Source organism: Amycolatopsis arida, assembly GCF_900115565.1.
GTDB classification, from domain to species: Bacteria; Actinomycetota; Actinomycetes; order Mycobacteriales; family Pseudonocardiaceae; genus Yuhushiella; species Yuhushiella arida.
In genome coordinates this window covers 622,295-638,793 of record NZ_FOWW01000002.1, presented here as the reverse complement: position 1 = coordinate 638,793, position 16,499 = coordinate 622,295, and the positions used below count along the sequence as shown (strand labels likewise).

At 73.9% G+C, this 16,499-nt stretch carries 13 protein-coding genes and 2 pseudogenes; 6 read left to right on the top strand and 9 right to left on the bottom strand.

Going from position 1 to position 16,499, the window contains the following annotated elements; all coding sequences use genetic code 11:
- Positions 1–4: 4 nt before the first annotated feature.
- The 5 genes and pseudogenes from BM051_RS07785 to BM051_RS30640 form a co-directional block, all read right to left on the bottom strand.
- Positions 5–3,214, bottom strand: coding sequence for an AfsR/SARP family transcriptional regulator (locus tag BM051_RS07785; protein WP_092529324.1), 3,210 nt, complete (start codon positions 3,212–3,214; stop codon positions 5–7).
- Positions 3,215–3,252: 38 nt separating this feature from the next.
- The gene (locus BM051_RS07780; protein WP_092529666.1) at positions 3,253–4,146 is read right to left on the bottom strand and encodes a sigma-70 family RNA polymerase sigma factor; all 894 of its coding nucleotides are present in this window, start codon (positions 4,144–4,146) and stop codon (positions 3,253–3,255) included.
- Between the two features lie 972 nt (positions 4,147–5,118).
- Positions 5,119–5,832: a helix-turn-helix domain-containing protein gene (locus BM051_RS07775; protein WP_092529323.1), complete on the bottom strand. Its 714-nt coding sequence runs from the start codon at positions 5,830–5,832 to the stop codon at positions 5,119–5,121.
- 330 nt (positions 5,833–6,162) lie between these two features.
- Positions 6,163–6,315: pseudogene (locus BM051_RS30645) on the bottom strand (nucleotide disphospho-sugar-binding domain-containing protein); the annotation flags it as partial.
- A gap of 208 nt (positions 6,316–6,523) precedes the next feature.
- A pseudogene (locus BM051_RS30640) lies at positions 6,524–7,150 on the bottom strand (hypothetical protein); the annotation flags it as partial.
- 552 nt (positions 7,151–7,702) lie between these two features.
- Here BM051_RS30640 and BM051_RS07760 point away from each other — a divergent pair.
- Positions 7,703–7,993 (top strand): hypothetical protein, encoded by a 291-nt coding sequence (locus BM051_RS07760; protein WP_092529320.1) that lies wholly within the window; start codon positions 7,703–7,705, stop codon positions 7,991–7,993.
- 4 nt (positions 7,994–7,997) lie between these two features.
- Here the strand turns inward: BM051_RS07760 and BM051_RS07755 are convergent, their stop codons facing one another.
- The gene (locus BM051_RS07755) at positions 7,998–9,272 is read right to left on the bottom strand and encodes a cytochrome P450 (protein WP_092529319.1); all 1,275 of its coding nucleotides are present in this window, start codon (positions 9,270–9,272) and stop codon (positions 7,998–8,000) included.
- Between the two features lie 972 nt (positions 9,273–10,244).
- Between BM051_RS07755 and BM051_RS07750 the strand changes: the two genes are divergently transcribed.
- From BM051_RS07750 to BM051_RS29395, 4 genes are all read left to right on the top strand, one after another.
- Positions 10,245–10,568: a hypothetical protein gene (locus tag BM051_RS07750; RefSeq protein ID WP_134045889.1), complete on the top strand. Its 324-nt coding sequence runs from the start codon at positions 10,245–10,247 to the stop codon at positions 10,566–10,568.
- Between the two features lie 356 nt (positions 10,569–10,924).
- Positions 10,925–11,482: a TIGR03086 family metal-binding protein gene (locus tag BM051_RS07745; RefSeq protein WP_092529317.1), complete on the top strand. Its 558-nt coding sequence runs from the start codon at positions 10,925–10,927 to the stop codon at positions 11,480–11,482.
- Positions 11,483–11,603: 121 nt separating this feature from the next.
- Entirely contained in the window at positions 11,604–12,641 is a 1,038-nt protein-coding gene (locus tag BM051_RS07740; protein ID WP_208325833.1) for a sigma-70 family RNA polymerase sigma factor, read from the top strand.
- A 400-nt stretch (positions 12,642–13,041) separates the two neighbouring features.
- Positions 13,042–13,230 (top strand): hypothetical protein, encoded by a 189-nt coding sequence (locus BM051_RS29395; protein ID WP_208325832.1) that lies wholly within the window; start codon positions 13,042–13,044, stop codon positions 13,228–13,230.
- Positions 13,231–13,235: 5 nt separating this feature from the next.
- On the opposite strand, the gene BM051_RS07730 is transcribed toward BM051_RS29395, so the two are convergent.
- The 3 genes from BM051_RS07730 to BM051_RS07720 all read right to left on the bottom strand — a co-directional run bounded on the left by BM051_RS07730 (position 13,236) and on the right by BM051_RS07720 (position 15,487).
- Positions 13,236–13,853, bottom strand: a complete 618-nt coding sequence (locus BM051_RS07730) for a vitamin K epoxide reductase family protein (protein WP_092529315.1) — start codon at positions 13,851–13,853, stop codon at positions 13,236–13,238.
- The gene (locus tag BM051_RS07725) at positions 13,850–14,575 is read right to left on the bottom strand and encodes a DsbA family protein (protein WP_092529665.1); all 726 of its coding nucleotides are present in this window, start codon (positions 14,573–14,575) and stop codon (positions 13,850–13,852) included. The genes BM051_RS07730 and BM051_RS07725 overlap by 4 nt, the downstream gene beginning before the upstream one ends.
- A 132-nt stretch (positions 14,576–14,707) precedes the next feature.
- Positions 14,708–15,487, bottom strand: a complete 780-nt coding sequence (locus BM051_RS07720) for an isocitrate lyase/PEP mutase family protein (protein WP_092529314.1) — start codon at positions 15,485–15,487, stop codon at positions 14,708–14,710.
- Positions 15,488–15,553: 66 nt separating this feature from the next.
- Between BM051_RS07720 and BM051_RS07715 the strand changes: the two genes are divergently transcribed.
- Complete coding sequence (locus tag BM051_RS07715; RefSeq protein ID WP_092529313.1) at positions 15,554–16,264, top strand: ArsR/SmtB family transcription factor; 711 nt, start codon at positions 15,554–15,556, stop codon at positions 16,262–16,264.
- Positions 16,265–16,499 lie beyond the last annotated feature (235 nt).

The following is a 16,499-nucleotide window of genomic DNA, read 5'->3' as shown; positions in this document are numbered from 1 at the left end:
CCGGTCAGCCGGCCAGGTCCGGGGCGGCGAGCTCCCGGACCGTCGCCATGGTCGCGCCGTCACCGCTCCGGGCCGCCTCGGTGAACTCCGCGTCACCGAGTGCGGCCCGCGCGGCGCCGGCCACCCTGGTGGCGTCCGGATTGGACAGGTCGGGTGCGCCGCGTACCGCGACGCTCGCCGCCAGCAGCCGGGCCGCGTCGTCCGGCCGACCCTGGCGCAGCGCGGAGTCGGCGACCCCGACCAGCACCTGCGCGACCGTGGGCGCGTGCCGCGAGTTCACCGCGAGGTCGAGCGCCTCGGCCAGGTGAGCGCGGGCGGTGGGCAGGTCGCCCTCCGCCGCGGCCAGCTGCCCGCGCGAGCCGAGCAGCATCGCGCGGAACGCGGGATGCACGACGATCTCGCGCATGGCCTCCTCGGCGTGCGCCAGCGCGGACCACGCGACGCGCGGATCCCCGGCCCACCGGCTCAGCTCGGCGCCGGCGAGGGCCACACCGGCGACCGCGTCGGGCCACCCCACCCGCTCGGCGTCCCGCTCCGCTGCCCGGAGGGCCGCGGCGCTGCCCTCCGGGTCGCCGAGCACCCACTGGAGCTGGGCCTGCCGGGCGCGCATGAACGGCACGTCCTCGACCGCCCCGACCTCGGTGACCACGGCGACCGCCTCCCGGTAGAGCTCGTGCGCCGCGGCCAGGTCACCGCGCTGGGCCACGAGGTCGGCCAGCGTGGTGAGCGCGAACGAGATGCCCCACCGCTCGCCGAGCGCCCGGAAGTCGCGCAGCGCCAGCTCGGTGTCGGCCTCCGCCAGGGCCCGTGCCCGGCCGACGTTGAGCAACATGCGGGCGCGGTTCAGCCGGGCCTGGGCGCGCACCCACGGGTCCTCGTCGGACAGCAACGTGTCCAGCAAGTCCGGCGGCGGCTCCGTGCCGGCCACGGAGCCGCGCACCAGCTCCTTCAGCATGTCGAGGAACCGCAGCAGCGGGTTGTGCGGCTCGGCTTCCCCGGCCATGCGGTGTGCCTCCTCGAGCAACGTCGCCACCTCCCGCTCGTCGCCGAGCCCGGCGGTGGCGAACAGCGCGGCGATCGCGTACGCCGTGGCCCGCGCCCCGGCATCGGCCGCACCCGGCATGGCCAGTGCCCGCTCGGCCAGCTCCGCGCCCTCCGCGCGGTGCCCGCCGAGCCACCAGTACCAGCCGGCACCGGCAACGAGGCGGATGGCGGCGCGGGTGTCGCCGGCGTCGATCGCGCCGCGGGTCGCCGCGTTGATGTTGTCGTGCTCGACGTCGAGCCGGTCGAGCCACAGCAACTGCTCGGCGCGGCGCAGGTGTGGGTCGGCGGCCTCGACCAGCTCCGCGAAGAACTCGGCGTGCGCCCGCCGGATCACCGCCGACTCCCCGGCCTCGGCGAGTCGCTCCAGGCCGTACTCCTTGATCGTCTCCAGCATCCGGTACCGCGGGCCGTCATCGGCCTTGCTGTTGGCCTCGTCCGGCACCAGGAGCGACTTGTCGACCAGCGCGGTGAGCAGGTCCAGCACGTCCGCCGCGGCGACCGGACCGCCGGCGCACACCCGCTCCACGGCGGCCAGGCTCGCTCCGCCCGCGAACACCGCGAGCCGGCGCAGCAGCACCCGCTCCGGCTCGGTGAGCAGGTCCCAGCTCCAGTCCACCACGGCGCGCAGCGTGCGGTGCCGGGGCAGCGCCATCCGGCTGCCGCCGGCGAGCAGCCGGAACCGGTCGGTGAGCCGGCCGGCGAGCTGCTCGGGGCTCAGCGTGCGCAGCCGTGCCGCGGCCAGCTCGATGGCCAACGGCATCCCGTCCAGCGCGCGGCAGATCCGCACGACGGCGGGCAGGTTGCCCGGGGTGACCGTGAACCCGGGGCGGGTCGCGACGGCCCGGTCGGCGAGCAGCCGGACCGCGGCGCTCGACAGCGCCTCGGCGACCTCCGCGTCGGCGGCGGGCAGGGCGAGCGGCTCCACCGGCCACAGCGCCTCGCCGGTGAGGTTGAGCGGTTCGCGGCTGGTCGCCAGCACCCGCAGCCGGGGGCACTCGCCGAGCAGCCGGTCGACCAGCGCCGCGACGGCGTCCACCAGGTGCTCGCAGTTGTCCAGCACCAGTACCAGGTTGCGCGCCCTGAGCGCGGCGACCAGCCGGTCGACGGGGTCCGCCGAGCGGGCGAGACCGGGCAGCGCCTGGTCCCGGAGGCTCAACGCGGCGAGCACGGCCTGCGGCACGTCCGCGGCGCCGGTGACCGGTGCGAGCTCCACCAGCCACACCCCGTCGGGGCTCTGGTCGAGCAGCCGGCGGGCCACCTCCGTGGCCAGCCGGGTCTTCCCGGCGCCGCCGGGCCCGGTGAGCGTGGTCAGCCGGTGGTCGCCGACCAGCTTGCCGACCAGCACCACGTCGGCGTCCCTGCCGACGAAGCTGGTCAGCCCCGCGCGCAGGTTCGTCCTCGGGAGACTGTCCCAAGTGTCGTGTGGTGGGCTCGTCGCGGGCAGCTCGCCGCGCAGGACCGCGGTGTGCAGCGCGGACAACTCAGGCGAGGGGTCGGTGCCCAGCGCCTCGGCCAGCGCGGACCTGGCGCGCTCGTAGGCGCCGAGCGCCTCGGCCGGCCGCCCCGCCGCGCACAGCGCCCGCATGAGCGCGCCGACGAGCCGTTCCCGCAGCGGATGCTCGGCCACCAGCTGGGCCAGCTCGGTGGTCAGCTCCGCGCCCCGGCCGAGCCGGAGATCGGCCTCGACCCGGTCCTCCACGGCGGCCAACCGCAGCTCGGTCAGCCGGGCGACGGGGGCCCGGAAGGGTTCCGCCTCGGCCACGTCCAGCAACGCCGGCCCGCGCCACAGCGCCAGCGCCGCGCGCAGCGTTTCCGCCGCCTCGGCCGGGTCGGTGGCGAGCGCGTCCCGGCCGGCGGCGACGAGGCGTTCGAAGCGGGTGACGTCCACCGCGTCGGGGTCCACCGCCAGCCGGTAGCCGGCGGGGTGGGACTCGACGGCGGCGTCCGGGAGCGCCCGGCGCAGCCGGGACACCAGCGCCTGCAGGGCGTTGGCCGCGGCCGCCGGCGGGTGGTCACCCCAGATGGCGTCCACCAGCCGCGCGGCCGGGACCACCCTGCCGGGGTCGAGCGCCAGCGCGATCAGCAGCGCGCGCAGCCGGGCGCCGGCCAGCCGCACGGGCGTGCCGGCGTCGGTGTGGACCTCGAGCGGTCCCAGCATGCCGATCCGCACCCGACCGATTCTGCCCGCTGGGTGGTTCCGGCCGGCGGTCAGCCGTCGAGGAGGACCACGTCGAGCCGGGCGAGGCGGTCCGGATCGGCCACGACGTCGATCGCGGTGATCCGCCCGTCGCGGACGGTGAACGCGAACGCCACCCGTGGCGTGCCGTCCGGTGCCCACACCGCGCCGGGGGCGCCGCCGAGCAGCGCCGGCCGGGCGGCCGTGGCCCGCCCGGCGAAGGTCTCGGCCACGGTGGGCGCGCCGCGCTGCTCGACCGCGAGGGTCGGCGCGCCGCGATCGGCGCTCGCCGCGGCCCCGCGGACCGCGACCTCGTCGGCGTGGAGCACCACGTCCGGGTCGAGCACCGCCAGCAGGGCGGCGAAGTCACCGCCGCGGGAGGCGGCGAGGAAGGCGTCGACGACCTTCCGCTGCCGCGACCGGTCGCCGTCCGGGACGGCCGCGCCGCGCACCCGACGGCGGGCCCGGCTGGCGAGCTGGCGGGCCGCGGTCGGCGACCGGCCCACGATCGGGGCGATGTCGGTGAACGGTACGGCGAACATGTCGTGCAGCACGAAGGCGATCCGCTCGGCCGGGGACAGCGCGTCCAGCACCACGAGCAGTGCCGGCCCGACCGCGTCGGCCAGCAGCACGTCCCGTTCGGGGTCGGCGGCGTCCCGGTCGGTCTCGGGCACGTGGTCGTCCAGCGGGTCCTCGCGCCGTGACGTGCGGCTGCGGAGCATGTCCAGGCACACCCTGCCGACGACCGTGGTCAGCCACCCGCCGAGGTTGGTCACCTCGTCCGCGGCGGAACGGCTCAGCCGCAGCCACGCCTCCTGCACGGCGTCGTCCGCCTCGCTCGGCGAGCCGAGCATCCGGTAGGCCACCGCCCGCAGGTGGGCCCGGTGGGTCTCGAATCGCTCCGCCAACCAGTCTCGCTCGTCCACGGTCACATCCTCCCGGCTCGGGTCCCCTCATGTGACTGACGGGCACCACCCCCGTCGATGTGACACGGGACGCCGCAGGGGGGACGCGCCTCACGGTGGGGCCGTTCTCACGCCGGGTCGGGGCGCGCCCCACCCCACGGGTTGCAGGCTGCAGCCATTCCCCCTCCCCACCCCGATCCGAAGCCGCTGTGCGGTCGGCGGTGCCGTGTCAAGGCACGCTTTCCCGCCTTGACACGGTGCCGACGACCGTCAACACAATCAGGCTTCGGGGTGGGGACCCCCCGCCCGCGACGCGGCAATCCCGACACGGGATGCACCCCCAGCGGGTGTGCGGGGTGTGTCCCCGCGGCGCGGCACTCGCCGCGGTGCACCCGTCGAGTTGTCCCCATCCCCCGGTAGTGATCCACAGATTTCGCGCGCACCGTCCCAGCACTCCCGGCGGCGATACGCTGGAGCGGCTCGGCGACCCCCGGGGTGGGCGGGGTGCACCCTCCCGCGTCCCCTTCTGGGGCCGGCAGTGTCTGACGGGGTGGGACTCGCGTCAAGGGCGCCTTCGGCGTCGCTTCGCGATTCGCTTCGCTCACCCTTGACCCGAGCCCCACCCCGCACAGGACCGGCAAGGACGAAGGGGACAGGGGAGAACCAAGGCCACGCCACGCCTCGGGTGATGCTTTGGGTGGCCTGGTCCGCACCGGGCACAGGTTCGGCAGGGACGAAGGGGATGGGGGAAGACCAAGGGGACGCCACGCCTCGGATGGTGGCTGGCGCGTACCTCCTGCCCGCCGTTGGACAGGACGGGCACGGGTGAACGGGCCGGGGGAGAACCAAGGGGACGCCACGCATCGGGTGAGCCGGCCACTTCGTCCGGCCCAGTCTCCGCCACGCGGGCGCCCGCATTTCCGGTCATGGCTTCCGTTCTCCCGGCCCGGCGCCTGGTTCGGGCCGGATGAGCTTCGCCGGGGCCCGGGTCGGTCAGCTGGCCTGGCTGGCTGCCGCGGGTGCGGGGGCGTCGAGCAGTGCCGACAGCACCGGTGGGTCGGTCTTGCCCCGGCGGCGGAGCACGACGTCGGCGACGTGGGCGGTGATCCCGGCCCGGACCTCGATCGGCCCGTGCTCACCGACGAAGACATCCTGGTCCCCACCGCCGGCGTGCACCAGCACGTGCCACGTCCCCGGCGGAACCTTGTCCAAAGTGTACGGTCCGATGTGGTCGAGCGCGGTGAGCCGGACGGGCGCGCCCTCCATGATGGGGTTGCGGAACAGTCCCACGAGGACGGGTTCGACGGCCCGCGGCCCGATGACCCTGCCGGTGACCACCGGCGGCGCGCCCCGCACCGCGCCGGGCTCCGCGGGCGGAACCTGCCCCTGACGGTAGGAGCTGGGTGAGACGCCGACACTGTGGTGGAACCGCGTGCTGAAGGTGCCCACGCTGCTGTACCCGACCAGATGGCTGATGTCGGTGACGCTCAACGACGTCGCCCGCAGCAGCCGCTTGGCCTCCTCCAGCCGTAGTGCCGACAGGTAGCGGGCCGGGGAGAGCCCGGTGGTCCGCCGGAATAGCCGGCAGAAATGGAACTTGCTGAACAGCGCCGAGCGGGCCAGGTCGTCGACGGTCAACGGTTCGGCCAGCGCCCCGTGCATGGTGTCGACAGCCCGTTCCACCGCCAACACGGTCACCTTGTCCACGGCTGTCCCTCCCGCTCGGAACACGTGTCGGGCGAGGAGTCGCCGCGAGCTCCGGGCTCGTTCACCGAAGTGCACCCGATCAGGAAGGCCAGAATGGCCCGCGGCGGGACCAGGTCACCAGTGCCACGATCAGCGGTCGGGCACGAATCCCTCCCGAAAGGAACGTGAGGAACTCACCCGCGTGCTCTCGCCTCGGCGACCCAGTCCGCCAGGTCGTCGGCCACGTCGACGGGGGAGGGTTGGGCGGCGATCTCGCTCGCGACGGTCGCGGCGGCCTCGCCGTACCGCACGGTCTCCAGCAGCTCCAGGCAGGCCTTGCCGGCGGCGTCCTGGGTCAGCTCGGTGGGGAGCAGGCGGACGCCGGCTCCCCACGGACACCACCGCGGCGGCGTTGGCGAACTGGTCGTCGAAGTGCGGCAGCACGAGCTGGGGGCACCCCGCCTCGAACGCCGTCAGCGTGGAGCCCTGGCCGCCGTGGTGCACCAGGACGGCACACGCCAGCAGGGTCTGGGCCAGCGGCAGTCGCCCCCACGTGCCGGACCGCGGCCGGCAACGGTCGCCATCCCGCGGCCACCGCCTCGTCGACCGCCACGACGACCTCGACCCCCAGCCCGGCGAGCTGGTCCACGATGGACACGACAGCAGCACCGTCCGTACCGGGCAGCCGGGGCACCACCGTGCCCAGGGTCAGGCAGATCCGGGCCGGCGCCGCACGGCCCACCGACCAGCCGGGCATCCGCGCGTCCCCGTTGTACGACACGTGCCGCAGGTTCCGGTGCGCCGCGGCGTAGGGTCGGCGCAGGCTCGGCGGCCACGGGTTGAGCACCCGGTCCGGCTCCGGCAGCCTGGCGAGCCCGCGCGCCGCGAGCGCACCGGCCAGCACCTCGGCGGCGGCGGCCCGGTACTCGCCCAGCCGCGCCGCGCCCCAGTGCAGCTCCACCCGCGGCACCCCGGAGACCGCCGCGGCGATCGGCCCGGCGAACTCGGCGCGCTCGCTCACCACGAGGTCCGGCCGCCAGGACCCGACCATCCCGGTCACGCCCGGCAACGCCGCCGCGGCGATCCGCCCGAACACCCGGCCGTGCGCGTACCGCCGGGTGCCGGCGTCCCCGCTGCCGGCCGTGGCCGCGGCGAGCTCGACGAAGTCCATGGCCGGGCCGCACGGCACCACCGGCAGCCCGGATCGGCACGCCGCCGGCACGAAGGTGGCCGGAACGGCCACCAGCACGTCGTGCCCAAGGGCCCGGAACACCCAGGCGAGTGGCACCAGCGGGAAGAAGTGGCCCGGCAACGGCACGCTGGTGAGCAGCACGCGCATCCGATCACCCGGCCCGGCCTGGTCGCCTCATCACTCCAGTCTGGCCCCGCGCCGACCCGCCCGTCTTCTCGCGATCCGTGCCGGGGCGGACAGCGGCTTGCCGGGCGTCTACGTGGCCGGCAGGGGGGAAGCGCGCATGTCGAGGCGTTACGCGGCCTACCGCACCCGCACGCCGTGGTCGGTGCCGATCGAGCTGGTGCGCGTGCTGCTTCGGCGGCGGTCCATGGTGCCTGGCGGCCACATGTACGTCGGTGGCGCGCTGGTCGGGGCCGTGGCCGGCCTGCTCGGCCGGCTCGCCCTCGGCTGGCCGTGGTGGGCGGTCAAGGTGGGAGCCGCCGCCGCGGTGGTCGCGGTGGCACTGTTCTTCCTGTCCACGGCGTTCTGGGGTGGACCCGGCCACTCGGTGTCACTGTCGACGGACTTGCTGCGCACGCTGTCTCCCGGGCGGGCGCACGAACGCGAGCTGCGCCGCGTCGTGGACCTGGCCCGCACCGGTGCCCTGCCCGGCTACGGGCTGCCCCCGACCTGGACCGGACCGCGGTACCTGGCCGGATGGTCGAGCTCGCCGCGACACCGCCCGACGCCGCGGCAGTCCGCGCCGAGCTGGGCGAGGACCTGGCCTTCCGCGTCGGCGCGGTGGACGTGCCGCCGAACGGGTGGACCGGCGTGCGGATCCGGGTCGACCGGCGGCCGGTCCGGTGCGAGGTGCTCCGCGCCGGCCGGTACTGGTCCGCGTGGGCCACGCTGCCCGGGCGCACGCTGACCATGTGGGCACGGGACTTCCCGGTCGGGACCGTCGAGCTGGTCCGGTACACCGACCTGGGCCCCTACCTCGGTCGGTGAGGGGTCAGCGCAGCAGCACCGGCAGCGACTCGACCCCGTACACCACGGACACCTTCCGGAACGTCAGGTCCTCCGGCCTGTCGTGCAGGCGCATCGCGGGGAAGCGGCGCACCAGCGACGGGTAGGCGGCGCGCAGCTCCATCCTGGCCAGCTCGGCCCCGATGCACCGGTGCGCGCCGTAGCCGAAGGCGAGGTGGGGCGTGGGGCTGCGGGACGGGTCGAAGTCCTCCATCCCCGAGCCCAGGGCCCGGTCGCGGTTCGCGCCGCTGAGCGAGCAGATCACGACGTCGCCCTTGGCGATCCGCGTGCCCGCGATCTCCACGTCCTCCCTCGCGAAGCGGGGGAACGCGACCTGCACGACGGTGAGGTAGCGCAGCAGCTCCTCGACGAAGCCGTGCACGGCGGCGTCGTCGTCGCGGACCCGCTTGAACGTCTCCTCGTCCCCGAGCAGGACCAGCGCGCCGAGGGCGAGCATGCTCGCGGTGGTCTCGAAGCCGCCGGTGAGCACCCCGTCGGCGAGCCCGGCGAGCTCCCGGTCGTCGACCTGGTCGCCGTGCTCCTGGATGATCATGCCGAGCAGCCCGTCGCCCGGTACCTCCCGCTGCCGGCGCACGACGCCGAGCAGGTAGGACAGCGACTCGGAGATCGCGCCGAGCGAGGCCCCGGCTCCCCCGAACAGGTCGAACCGTGCCACGCTGAGGTGCTGGAAGGCGTCCCGCTCCTCGTAGGGGACCCCGAGCAGCTCGCAGATCACCAGCGACGGGATCGGCAGCGCGAACTCCTGCACCAGGTCGACCGGCCCGTCGACGGCGGCCATCGCGTCGAGCCGCTCGTCGACGATGGCCTGGATGCCGGGCTTGAGCCGGGACAGCCGCCGCATGGTGAACTCGGGGGTGAGCAGCCGCCGCAACCGGGTGTGCACCGGCGGGTCGGCGAAGCCGAGACCGCCGGGGTTGTCGTCCTCGCTGGCGCCGGCCTTGCCGATCAGGTTGGCGAAGTCGTTGCTGAAGCCGTTGACGTCGCCGAGCACGGCCTTGGCCTCGGCGTGGCCGGTCACCAGCCACACGTTCATCCCGAACGGCACCGGCAGCTTGCTGATCGGTGCCCGCTCCCGGAGCGCGCCCAGCTCGGGCACGGGGTCCAGCGCGTCGCGGCGCAGCGGCACCAGCGCCGAGTCGGGGAACACCCCCAGCTTCGACAGGTCGAAACCCTTCTTGCGCGCACGGACGAGATACCGGCGGGTCAGCCAGGAGGCCGCGCGCGTCCGTAACAGCCCCACGTCGCCGACGGTACCGGAACGGCCGAACAGACTTCACCCGCATGGGGTCTTGTGGGGTGTGCTTCGGAGTCGTTCGTGGCGGGTTTCGATCTTGGTGGTGGCGGTGGTCAGGACCTCGCCCGCACGGTGAACGGCGACGGCGGTGGCGTCCTCGATGGCAGGGACAGGCGGACGACCCGCGGGTTCGCCGCGTGCTGGCAGGAGTGCTGGTCCGCCTGGCGGGCGTGTGGTGGCTCGAGGTGGGGCACGCGTGGGTCGTGGGTGAAACGCGGCACATCGGGCTCGTGGTCGCGCGGGACGTCCAGCGGGGCGCGGACCCGTGTGCTCGCCGGCCGTGTCCCGGTGGCTGGTGGTGTCCGGCAACACTTCGTGATTAATGCGTCGCGGACGGTGGCACCGAGGGCACCTAGGGCACCTAGGACTTCGAGGGCTTCGCGGCCGGCGTCGCGAGCGAGGTTGGTGTGGGGATCAGGCCGCGCAGCGCGTATCGCGCGACGGCTGAATGTTGACCCGCGAGGTTCCCCGTGCCGATTGCCAGGAGTCGGCTTCGAACGCATCCGGTCGGCAATCCAGCCGGGCCGCGAGGAATTGCTCGCGCCGGCTCCGGTAACACCGGGGCGGCCGATGACGACGGTATCCACGACGCTTCGGGAGCCGCCGACGCGTGGTGACTCCACGTACACAGTTGGACGTCCAATCACCCTTTCGCGTGAACGGAAATTCCCCTTAATGTCGGCTCAAGCCACCAAGAATACTGGTCAGGCACGCAGTAGGCCGGAAAAAGTCCACCGCATTGAGTAACCCCATCGGGCGAAGGCGGGTACGCGCACTTGACGGCTCATTCAGCCGAGCAGTAACCTTCGCCACGTCGATTTTCCGCAATCGACAGAAATCCCATTCGGGAAATTCATCAGTGCCATGCGGGCACTTTGTTCGCATGGTTTCCACTAGATCCTCTGGAGTATTATTCCCATGAAGATGCGTAAGGTATTGACCGTTGGCGTGCTGTCCACCGCCGCACTGTTCGCGGGCGCCGCGCCAGCGCTCGCGAGCACGCCGGTCGAGTCGGAGGCGGCCGGCGTGACCGGCGGCATCGGGGCGCTGTGCGACTTCGGCACCTACGGGGACTTCAGCAAGCTGTGCGACCCCGCCACGCTGCTCACCCCGGCCGAGTACTGCGACTTCGGCACCTACGGCGACCTGACCGTGCTGTGCGACCCGGCCACGGCGCTCACCCTGGACAAGTACCTCGACCTCGGCACCTACGGCGACTACAGCTGGCTGCTGCGCGGCTGAGCTGAGATCCGCAGGAGCTGGGAAATGGGAAGGGTGGGCCCGCGTGTCTGACACTCACGCGGGCCCACCCTTCCATTCTACGCTCCCCTCCCATCCCGCGTCCTCCGCCCACACAGGGAATTGCCAGTGCCCGCCAGATTCGGAGGTAGCGGATGTGGTCTTGGTGACGGTGATCAGGCGGTGCGAATCTGGTTGTGGGGGTTGCGCCGGATGTGTTCGAAGCGGTTGCTGGCTCGGCGGCGGAGGGTGCGGATGTAGGTGGCGCCGGGCGTGTTCCCGGGCCAGTGATGAGTTTCCGCGCCGCCGCTGGTCAGTACCCGCGGGAGCGCCAACCCGAGCCGCTGAAGGAGGCGCCCGTGATCGACCTGAAGCCCGCGTGCCACCGGATGGCCGAGGTGCTGGCCGGTATCACCGACGACCAGCTCACCCGCCCCACGCCCTGCACCGAGTACACCGTCGGTGACCTGATCGACCACGTCGACGGCGCCGCGGTGGGGTTCACCGCCGTCGCCAGGAAGGAGGTCGGCGAGCAGGAGGATCCACCCGAGCCCACCGCGGCGAACCTCGGCCCCGGCTGGCGGGACGCCGCCCGCCGGCACGTCCGGACCCTCGGCGAGGCCTGGGACGACCCCGCGGCCTGGCGGGGCACGGCCACCGGGGCCGGCCTGGAGCTGCCCACCGAGCTCTGGGGCCGGATCGCGCTCACCGAGATGGTCGTGCACGGCTGGGACCTCGCCAGAGCCACCGGGCAGCCCTTCGACCTGCCCGAGGAGACGCTGCGGGCCTGCCTCGACCACGTGTCCGGGTTCGTCACGGAGGCCCCGCTCCCGGAGCTGTGGAACCCACCCGTCGAGGTCCCCGCCGACGCGCCGCTGCTCGACCGAGTGGTGGGCCTCGCCGGCCGCACCCCGTAGCCCAGTGCCGATGAGTGCCGATGAGTGCCGCCCGGTCGACGGTCGGTACTGGTGGAGACACTCGAACCGGTACTACCGTCGGCGCCGGGGGACGGGGAGGACGACGATGGCGGTGACATCCATGACGAGCGGAACCGAGACGGGCACGCGGCCAACCGAGCCGCGGGACGACTTCCTGCGGCAGGCGAACCCGTTCCGCAAGGAGCTGCTGGCGCACTGCTACCGGATGCTCGGCTCGGTGCACGACGCCGAGGACCTGGTGCAGGAGACCTACCTGCGGGCGTGGCGGGCCTACGACCGATTCGAGGGACGGTCGTCGCTGCGCACCTGGCTGCACCGCATCGCCACCACGGCGTGCCTGACCGCGCTGGACGGCCGAGCCCGGCGCCCGATGCCCACCGGGCTTGGCGCGCCGAGCAACGACCCGGACGAGCCGCTGGTGGAGCGGTCGGAGGTGCCGTGGCTGGAGCCGGTGCCCGACGCGCTGGTCGGCGCCGAAGGGGCCGACCCCGCCGCGGTGGTGACCGAGCGGGAGAGCATCCGGCTGGCGCTGGTCGCCGCGCTGCAGCACCTGCCGCCACGGCAGCGGGTCGTGCTGATCCTGCGGGACGTGCTGCGCTGGCGGGCCGCCGAGGTGGCCGAGCTGCTGGACACCACGGTCGCGTCGGTGAACAGCGCGTTGCAGCGGGCCCGCGCTCAGCTCGCGCAGGTGGCGCAGAATCCGGACGACGTCGTCGAGCCCAGCGCCGCCGAGCAGCGGGAGCTGCTCGAACGGTACGTCGCGGCGTTCGAACGCAAGGACGTCGCCGCCATCGTGGAGCTGTTCAAGGCCGACGCGGTGTGGGAGATGCCGCCGTACGCCGCGTACTACGTGGGCAGGGACGCCATCGCCCGCCACCTGGCGTGCCGGTGCCCGGCGGGACCGGGTGAGCTGCGGATGGTGCCGGTGGGCGCGAACGGTCAGCCGGCGTTCGCGATCTACCTGCGCGACCCGCACGACGGGACGTTCCGGGCGTTCAACATCCAGGTGCTCACCCTCGCCGGGGACGGGATCGCCCACGCCGGGGTGTTCCTCGACACCGCCCTCTTCGCGGCCTTCGGGCTCCCCGAGACGTTGCCGGACGCCCCGGCGGCCGAGCCGCGCCTGACCACAGCCTGAACGGGGGCGTCGATGACACCGCGCCGGACGGTGGCGCGGGCCGGCGGGGCCGCCCTGCTGGAGCGCGCGACCGCCTACACCCTCGGCGTCCCGCACCTGGTGCGCCCGATCGACCTCGGCCGGCCGACACCGTGCGCCGGCTGGGACGTGCACGACCTGCTGCACCACCTCCGGGACGGGCTCGCCGCGCTGTGCGAGGCGGCCGAGCTCGGCAGGGTGGACCCGCCACGGTGGGACGGCCCGGCCGCGGACCCCGCGGCCGGGCCGTCCGCGCGGAGGCCCGCCGACTGCTCGCCTCCTGGGCGGGCATGGAAGGGTCGGAGCCGGTTCGGGTGGGCCACCACCCGCTCGGCTGCGGCGTGCTGGGCGGTGCCGGGGTCGTCGAGGTCACCGTGCACGGGTGGGACCTCGCCCGGGCGTGCGGCCTCCACCGCCCGTCCCGCCCCGGCTGGCCGAGGAGCTGCTGGTGCTGTGCCCGCACCTGGTGACCGCGGCGGACCGGCCGGCCCCGTTCGCCGCACCGGTCGCCGTCCCGGCCACGGCCGACCCCGGTGACCGGCTGGTCGCCTTCCTCGGCCGCCACCCCTGACCGGTCTACCCGCCCGTCCAGAAGGTCCAGAAGCGCTGCAGGATCAGCACCACGATCAGCAGGAACCACAGCACCAGCACCAGTGAGTGGAACCGGGCCAGCGCCAGCGCCGCGGGGCGGGCGGGGCCGGTGGGCAGGTGGCCCTGCCCCGCGGTGAACAGGGTCGTGTACCAGAACATCGGGATGGTCACGACCCACACGACCATGCAGTACGGGCACAGCGCGCCGATGTCGTACAGGCTCTGCCAGATCAGCCAGTGCACGAAGACCACGCCGAGGGTGGTGCCGAGCTGCAGGCCGAGCCAGAACCAGCGGGGCGCGGCGAACCCGACCAGCAGCACCACGCCGGCGGTGACCATCACGGCGAACGCGGCGATGCCGATGAGCGGGTTCGGGAACCCGAACAGCTCCGCCTGGGGGCTGTCCATCACCGAGCCGCAGGACACCACCGGGTTGAGGCTGCAGGTGGGGACGTAGTCCGGATTCCGCAGCGTGGCGATCTTCTCGATGATCAGCGCGAACGACGCCAGCAGGCCGATCGCGCCGCCGACGACGTACAGCCAGGCCAGCCCGCGCACCCCGGTCGTCGTGCGGGCCCGCTCGGTCTCGGCCGTCGTGCTCACCGCGCCAGCGCCTCGTCGATCCGCTCGCGCAGCTGCCGGTCGACGCCCGCGTAGTCCTGCGCGGTGGGCTCGAACTTCTGGCCGTTCACGAACAGGGTCGGGGTGCCTTTCACCCCGGCCTTGTTGCCGTCGGCCTTGCCCGCCTCGATGCGCAGCCGCACGGCCGGCGACTCCATGTCGGCGTGGAACTTCTCCAGGTCGAGGCCGATCTGCTGGGCGAACCGGTCGAACGCCGCGCGGGCCCGTTGCTCGTCGTCGCCGAGGCCCTGACCGTCCGGGGCCACCGCCCAGTCGTTCCAGTTGTCGAACAGCGCGTGGTACATCTCCTGGTACTTGCCCTGCAACGCGGCCGCCTCGGCGGCGCTGGCCCCCAGCATGGCCAGTGGGTGCATGTCGAGCGGGAAGTTGCGGGTGACGAAGGTGATCCGGCCCGCGTAGTCCTGCTCGAGCTGCTTGGTCACGTTCTTGTAGTAGCCGGCGCACGCGGGGCACTGGTAGTCGAGGAACTCGACCAGGTACACGCCGGTGTCCGCGGTGGTGAGGGTGTGGCTGCCCTCGGGGCGCAACACCTCGGACGACACGCCCTCAGCCGATCCGCCGTCTCGGTTGGCCAGCAGCACCCCGCCGATCACCACGACCGCCACGACCAGCACGATCACCGTGAGGATCACGTTGGTCGAGACGCTGCTCTTCTTGGTCAGCGGGTTCTTCGTCTTCGGCATCGTGGGGCACGCACCTCGGGTGGTCGGCGGTCGGCTGTGCTCGGTGGGCGCGGCGGCGTCCACCGAGCCCATCGCCAGCGTAGCCACGGCCGCGCGGGCGCGGGCGGGCACGTCGAGTGAATCCGCGGGTGGTCACCGGCTCGGTCGCCGCAGGTCGCTGTAGCTGGGGACGGTGGTGGTGACCGGGCGGCCGGCGCGGACGTCGCGAGCGGTCTCGACCGCGGAGTGCAGTGCGTGGCGGTAGAGCAGCGAGCCGGTGCTGATCCGGCGCGCACCCAGCTCGGCGAGCTCGGCGACGGTGTGCCGGCCGGGGGCGTACAGCACGTTGAGCGGGACGTCCAGGCTCGCGGCCAGCGCGCGGATGTCGGCGGGCGCGCTCAACCCGGGGACGAAGATCCCGTCGGCGCCGGCGTCGCGGTACCGCTCGGCACGGGCGAGCGTGGTGTCCGTGGCGAGGTCGAGCCAGTGGGTGTCCACCCTGGCGTTGACGAACAGGTCCGGCACGGCCGCCTTGATCGCGGCGATGGTCTCGGCCTGCCGGCCGGGGTCGGCGAGGCCGGCGTCGCCCCGGCCGTCCTCGATGTTGATGCCGACGGCGCCGGCGGCCGCGATCTCGGCGGTGAATCCGGCCACCTCGTCCGGCTCGTCGGCGAACCCGCCCTCGACGTCGACGGTGAGCAGGCCGGGCAGGGTGCCGAGCAGCCGGGCGAGGACGAGGGTGTGGTCACGGGTGCGGGCCTCGCCGTCGGGCAGCCCGTTGGCGGCGGCGACACCGAGGCTGGTGGTGCCCACGGCCGGGAAGCCGGCGGCGAGCAGGGCGGCCGCGGACGCGTGATCCCAGGCGTTGGGCAGCACGAGCGGCTGGTCGGCGGAGTGGAGGGCGCGGAAGGTCGCGAGGCGGGACTGGGCCATGGGCTCGAGGCTAGGGCGCGGATCGTTCGGTGGTGGCCGAAGTGTCGGGAGGGCAGGATCGGGGACATGTCCGCCACCGAGCTCGCCGCGCTGGCCGGGTTGCTCGCCGACCGCACCCGGGCGGAGTTCTGCCTGGCGCTGCTCGACGGTCGGGCGTGGACGGTGGGGGAGCTGGCGGCGCGGGCGGGGGTCGCGCCGGCCACGGCGAGCGAGCACCTGGACCGGCTGGTGGCCGGCGGGCTGCTCGTCCAGCGGCGGCAGGGGCGACACCGGTACGTGTGCCTCGCCGGGCCGGAGGCCGCGGAGCTGGTCGAGACGCTGGCCGGGCAGGCCGGGACGGGGACGGCTCGCCCGCGGGGGCTGCGCGCGGCCAGGGCTTCGGCGGCGCTGGCCGGTGCCCGCACCTGCTACGACCACCTCGCCGGCCGGCTCGGCGTGGCGGTGACCGGCGCGATGGTCCGCCGCGGGTTGCTCGACCTGACCGGTGGCTGCGCGCTGACCGGAGTTGGCCTGGAGTGGCTCACTGGGCCGGTGGGGGTGGCGCCGGAACTGCTGCGGGCGACGCGGCGGCCGATGGCGCGGGTGTGCCTGGACTGGACCGAGCGGCGACCGCACCTGGCCGGCGTCGCCGGGGCGCGGCTGTGCTCGCGGGCGTTCGAGCGTGGCTGGGTCCGCCGGATCGGGTCCGGCCGCGCGGTCCGGGTGACCCCGGAAGGGGCGGCCGCGCTGGTCGACCTCCTCGGTCTGGACGCCACGGAGTGGGCCGAGGTCCGCTGAGCGGATGTTGCGCCGTCCGAGTGAGTGCTTTTTCGGGATTGAACACGCGCTGCTCCCGTAATGGTTCCGATGGAGTCCTCGAATGACTCGGTTGGAGTAGTTCCGGAGCGGGCCCTCCCTGTTGTTGGCACGCCAACAAAGGGGTTCGGTGGTTCCGCTTTCCACTCCGGCGCAGGGGGTGGTCTTCTTTCCGGAATGATCACGGAACTGGAGTGCATCCCCGGTGTTGCGTTCG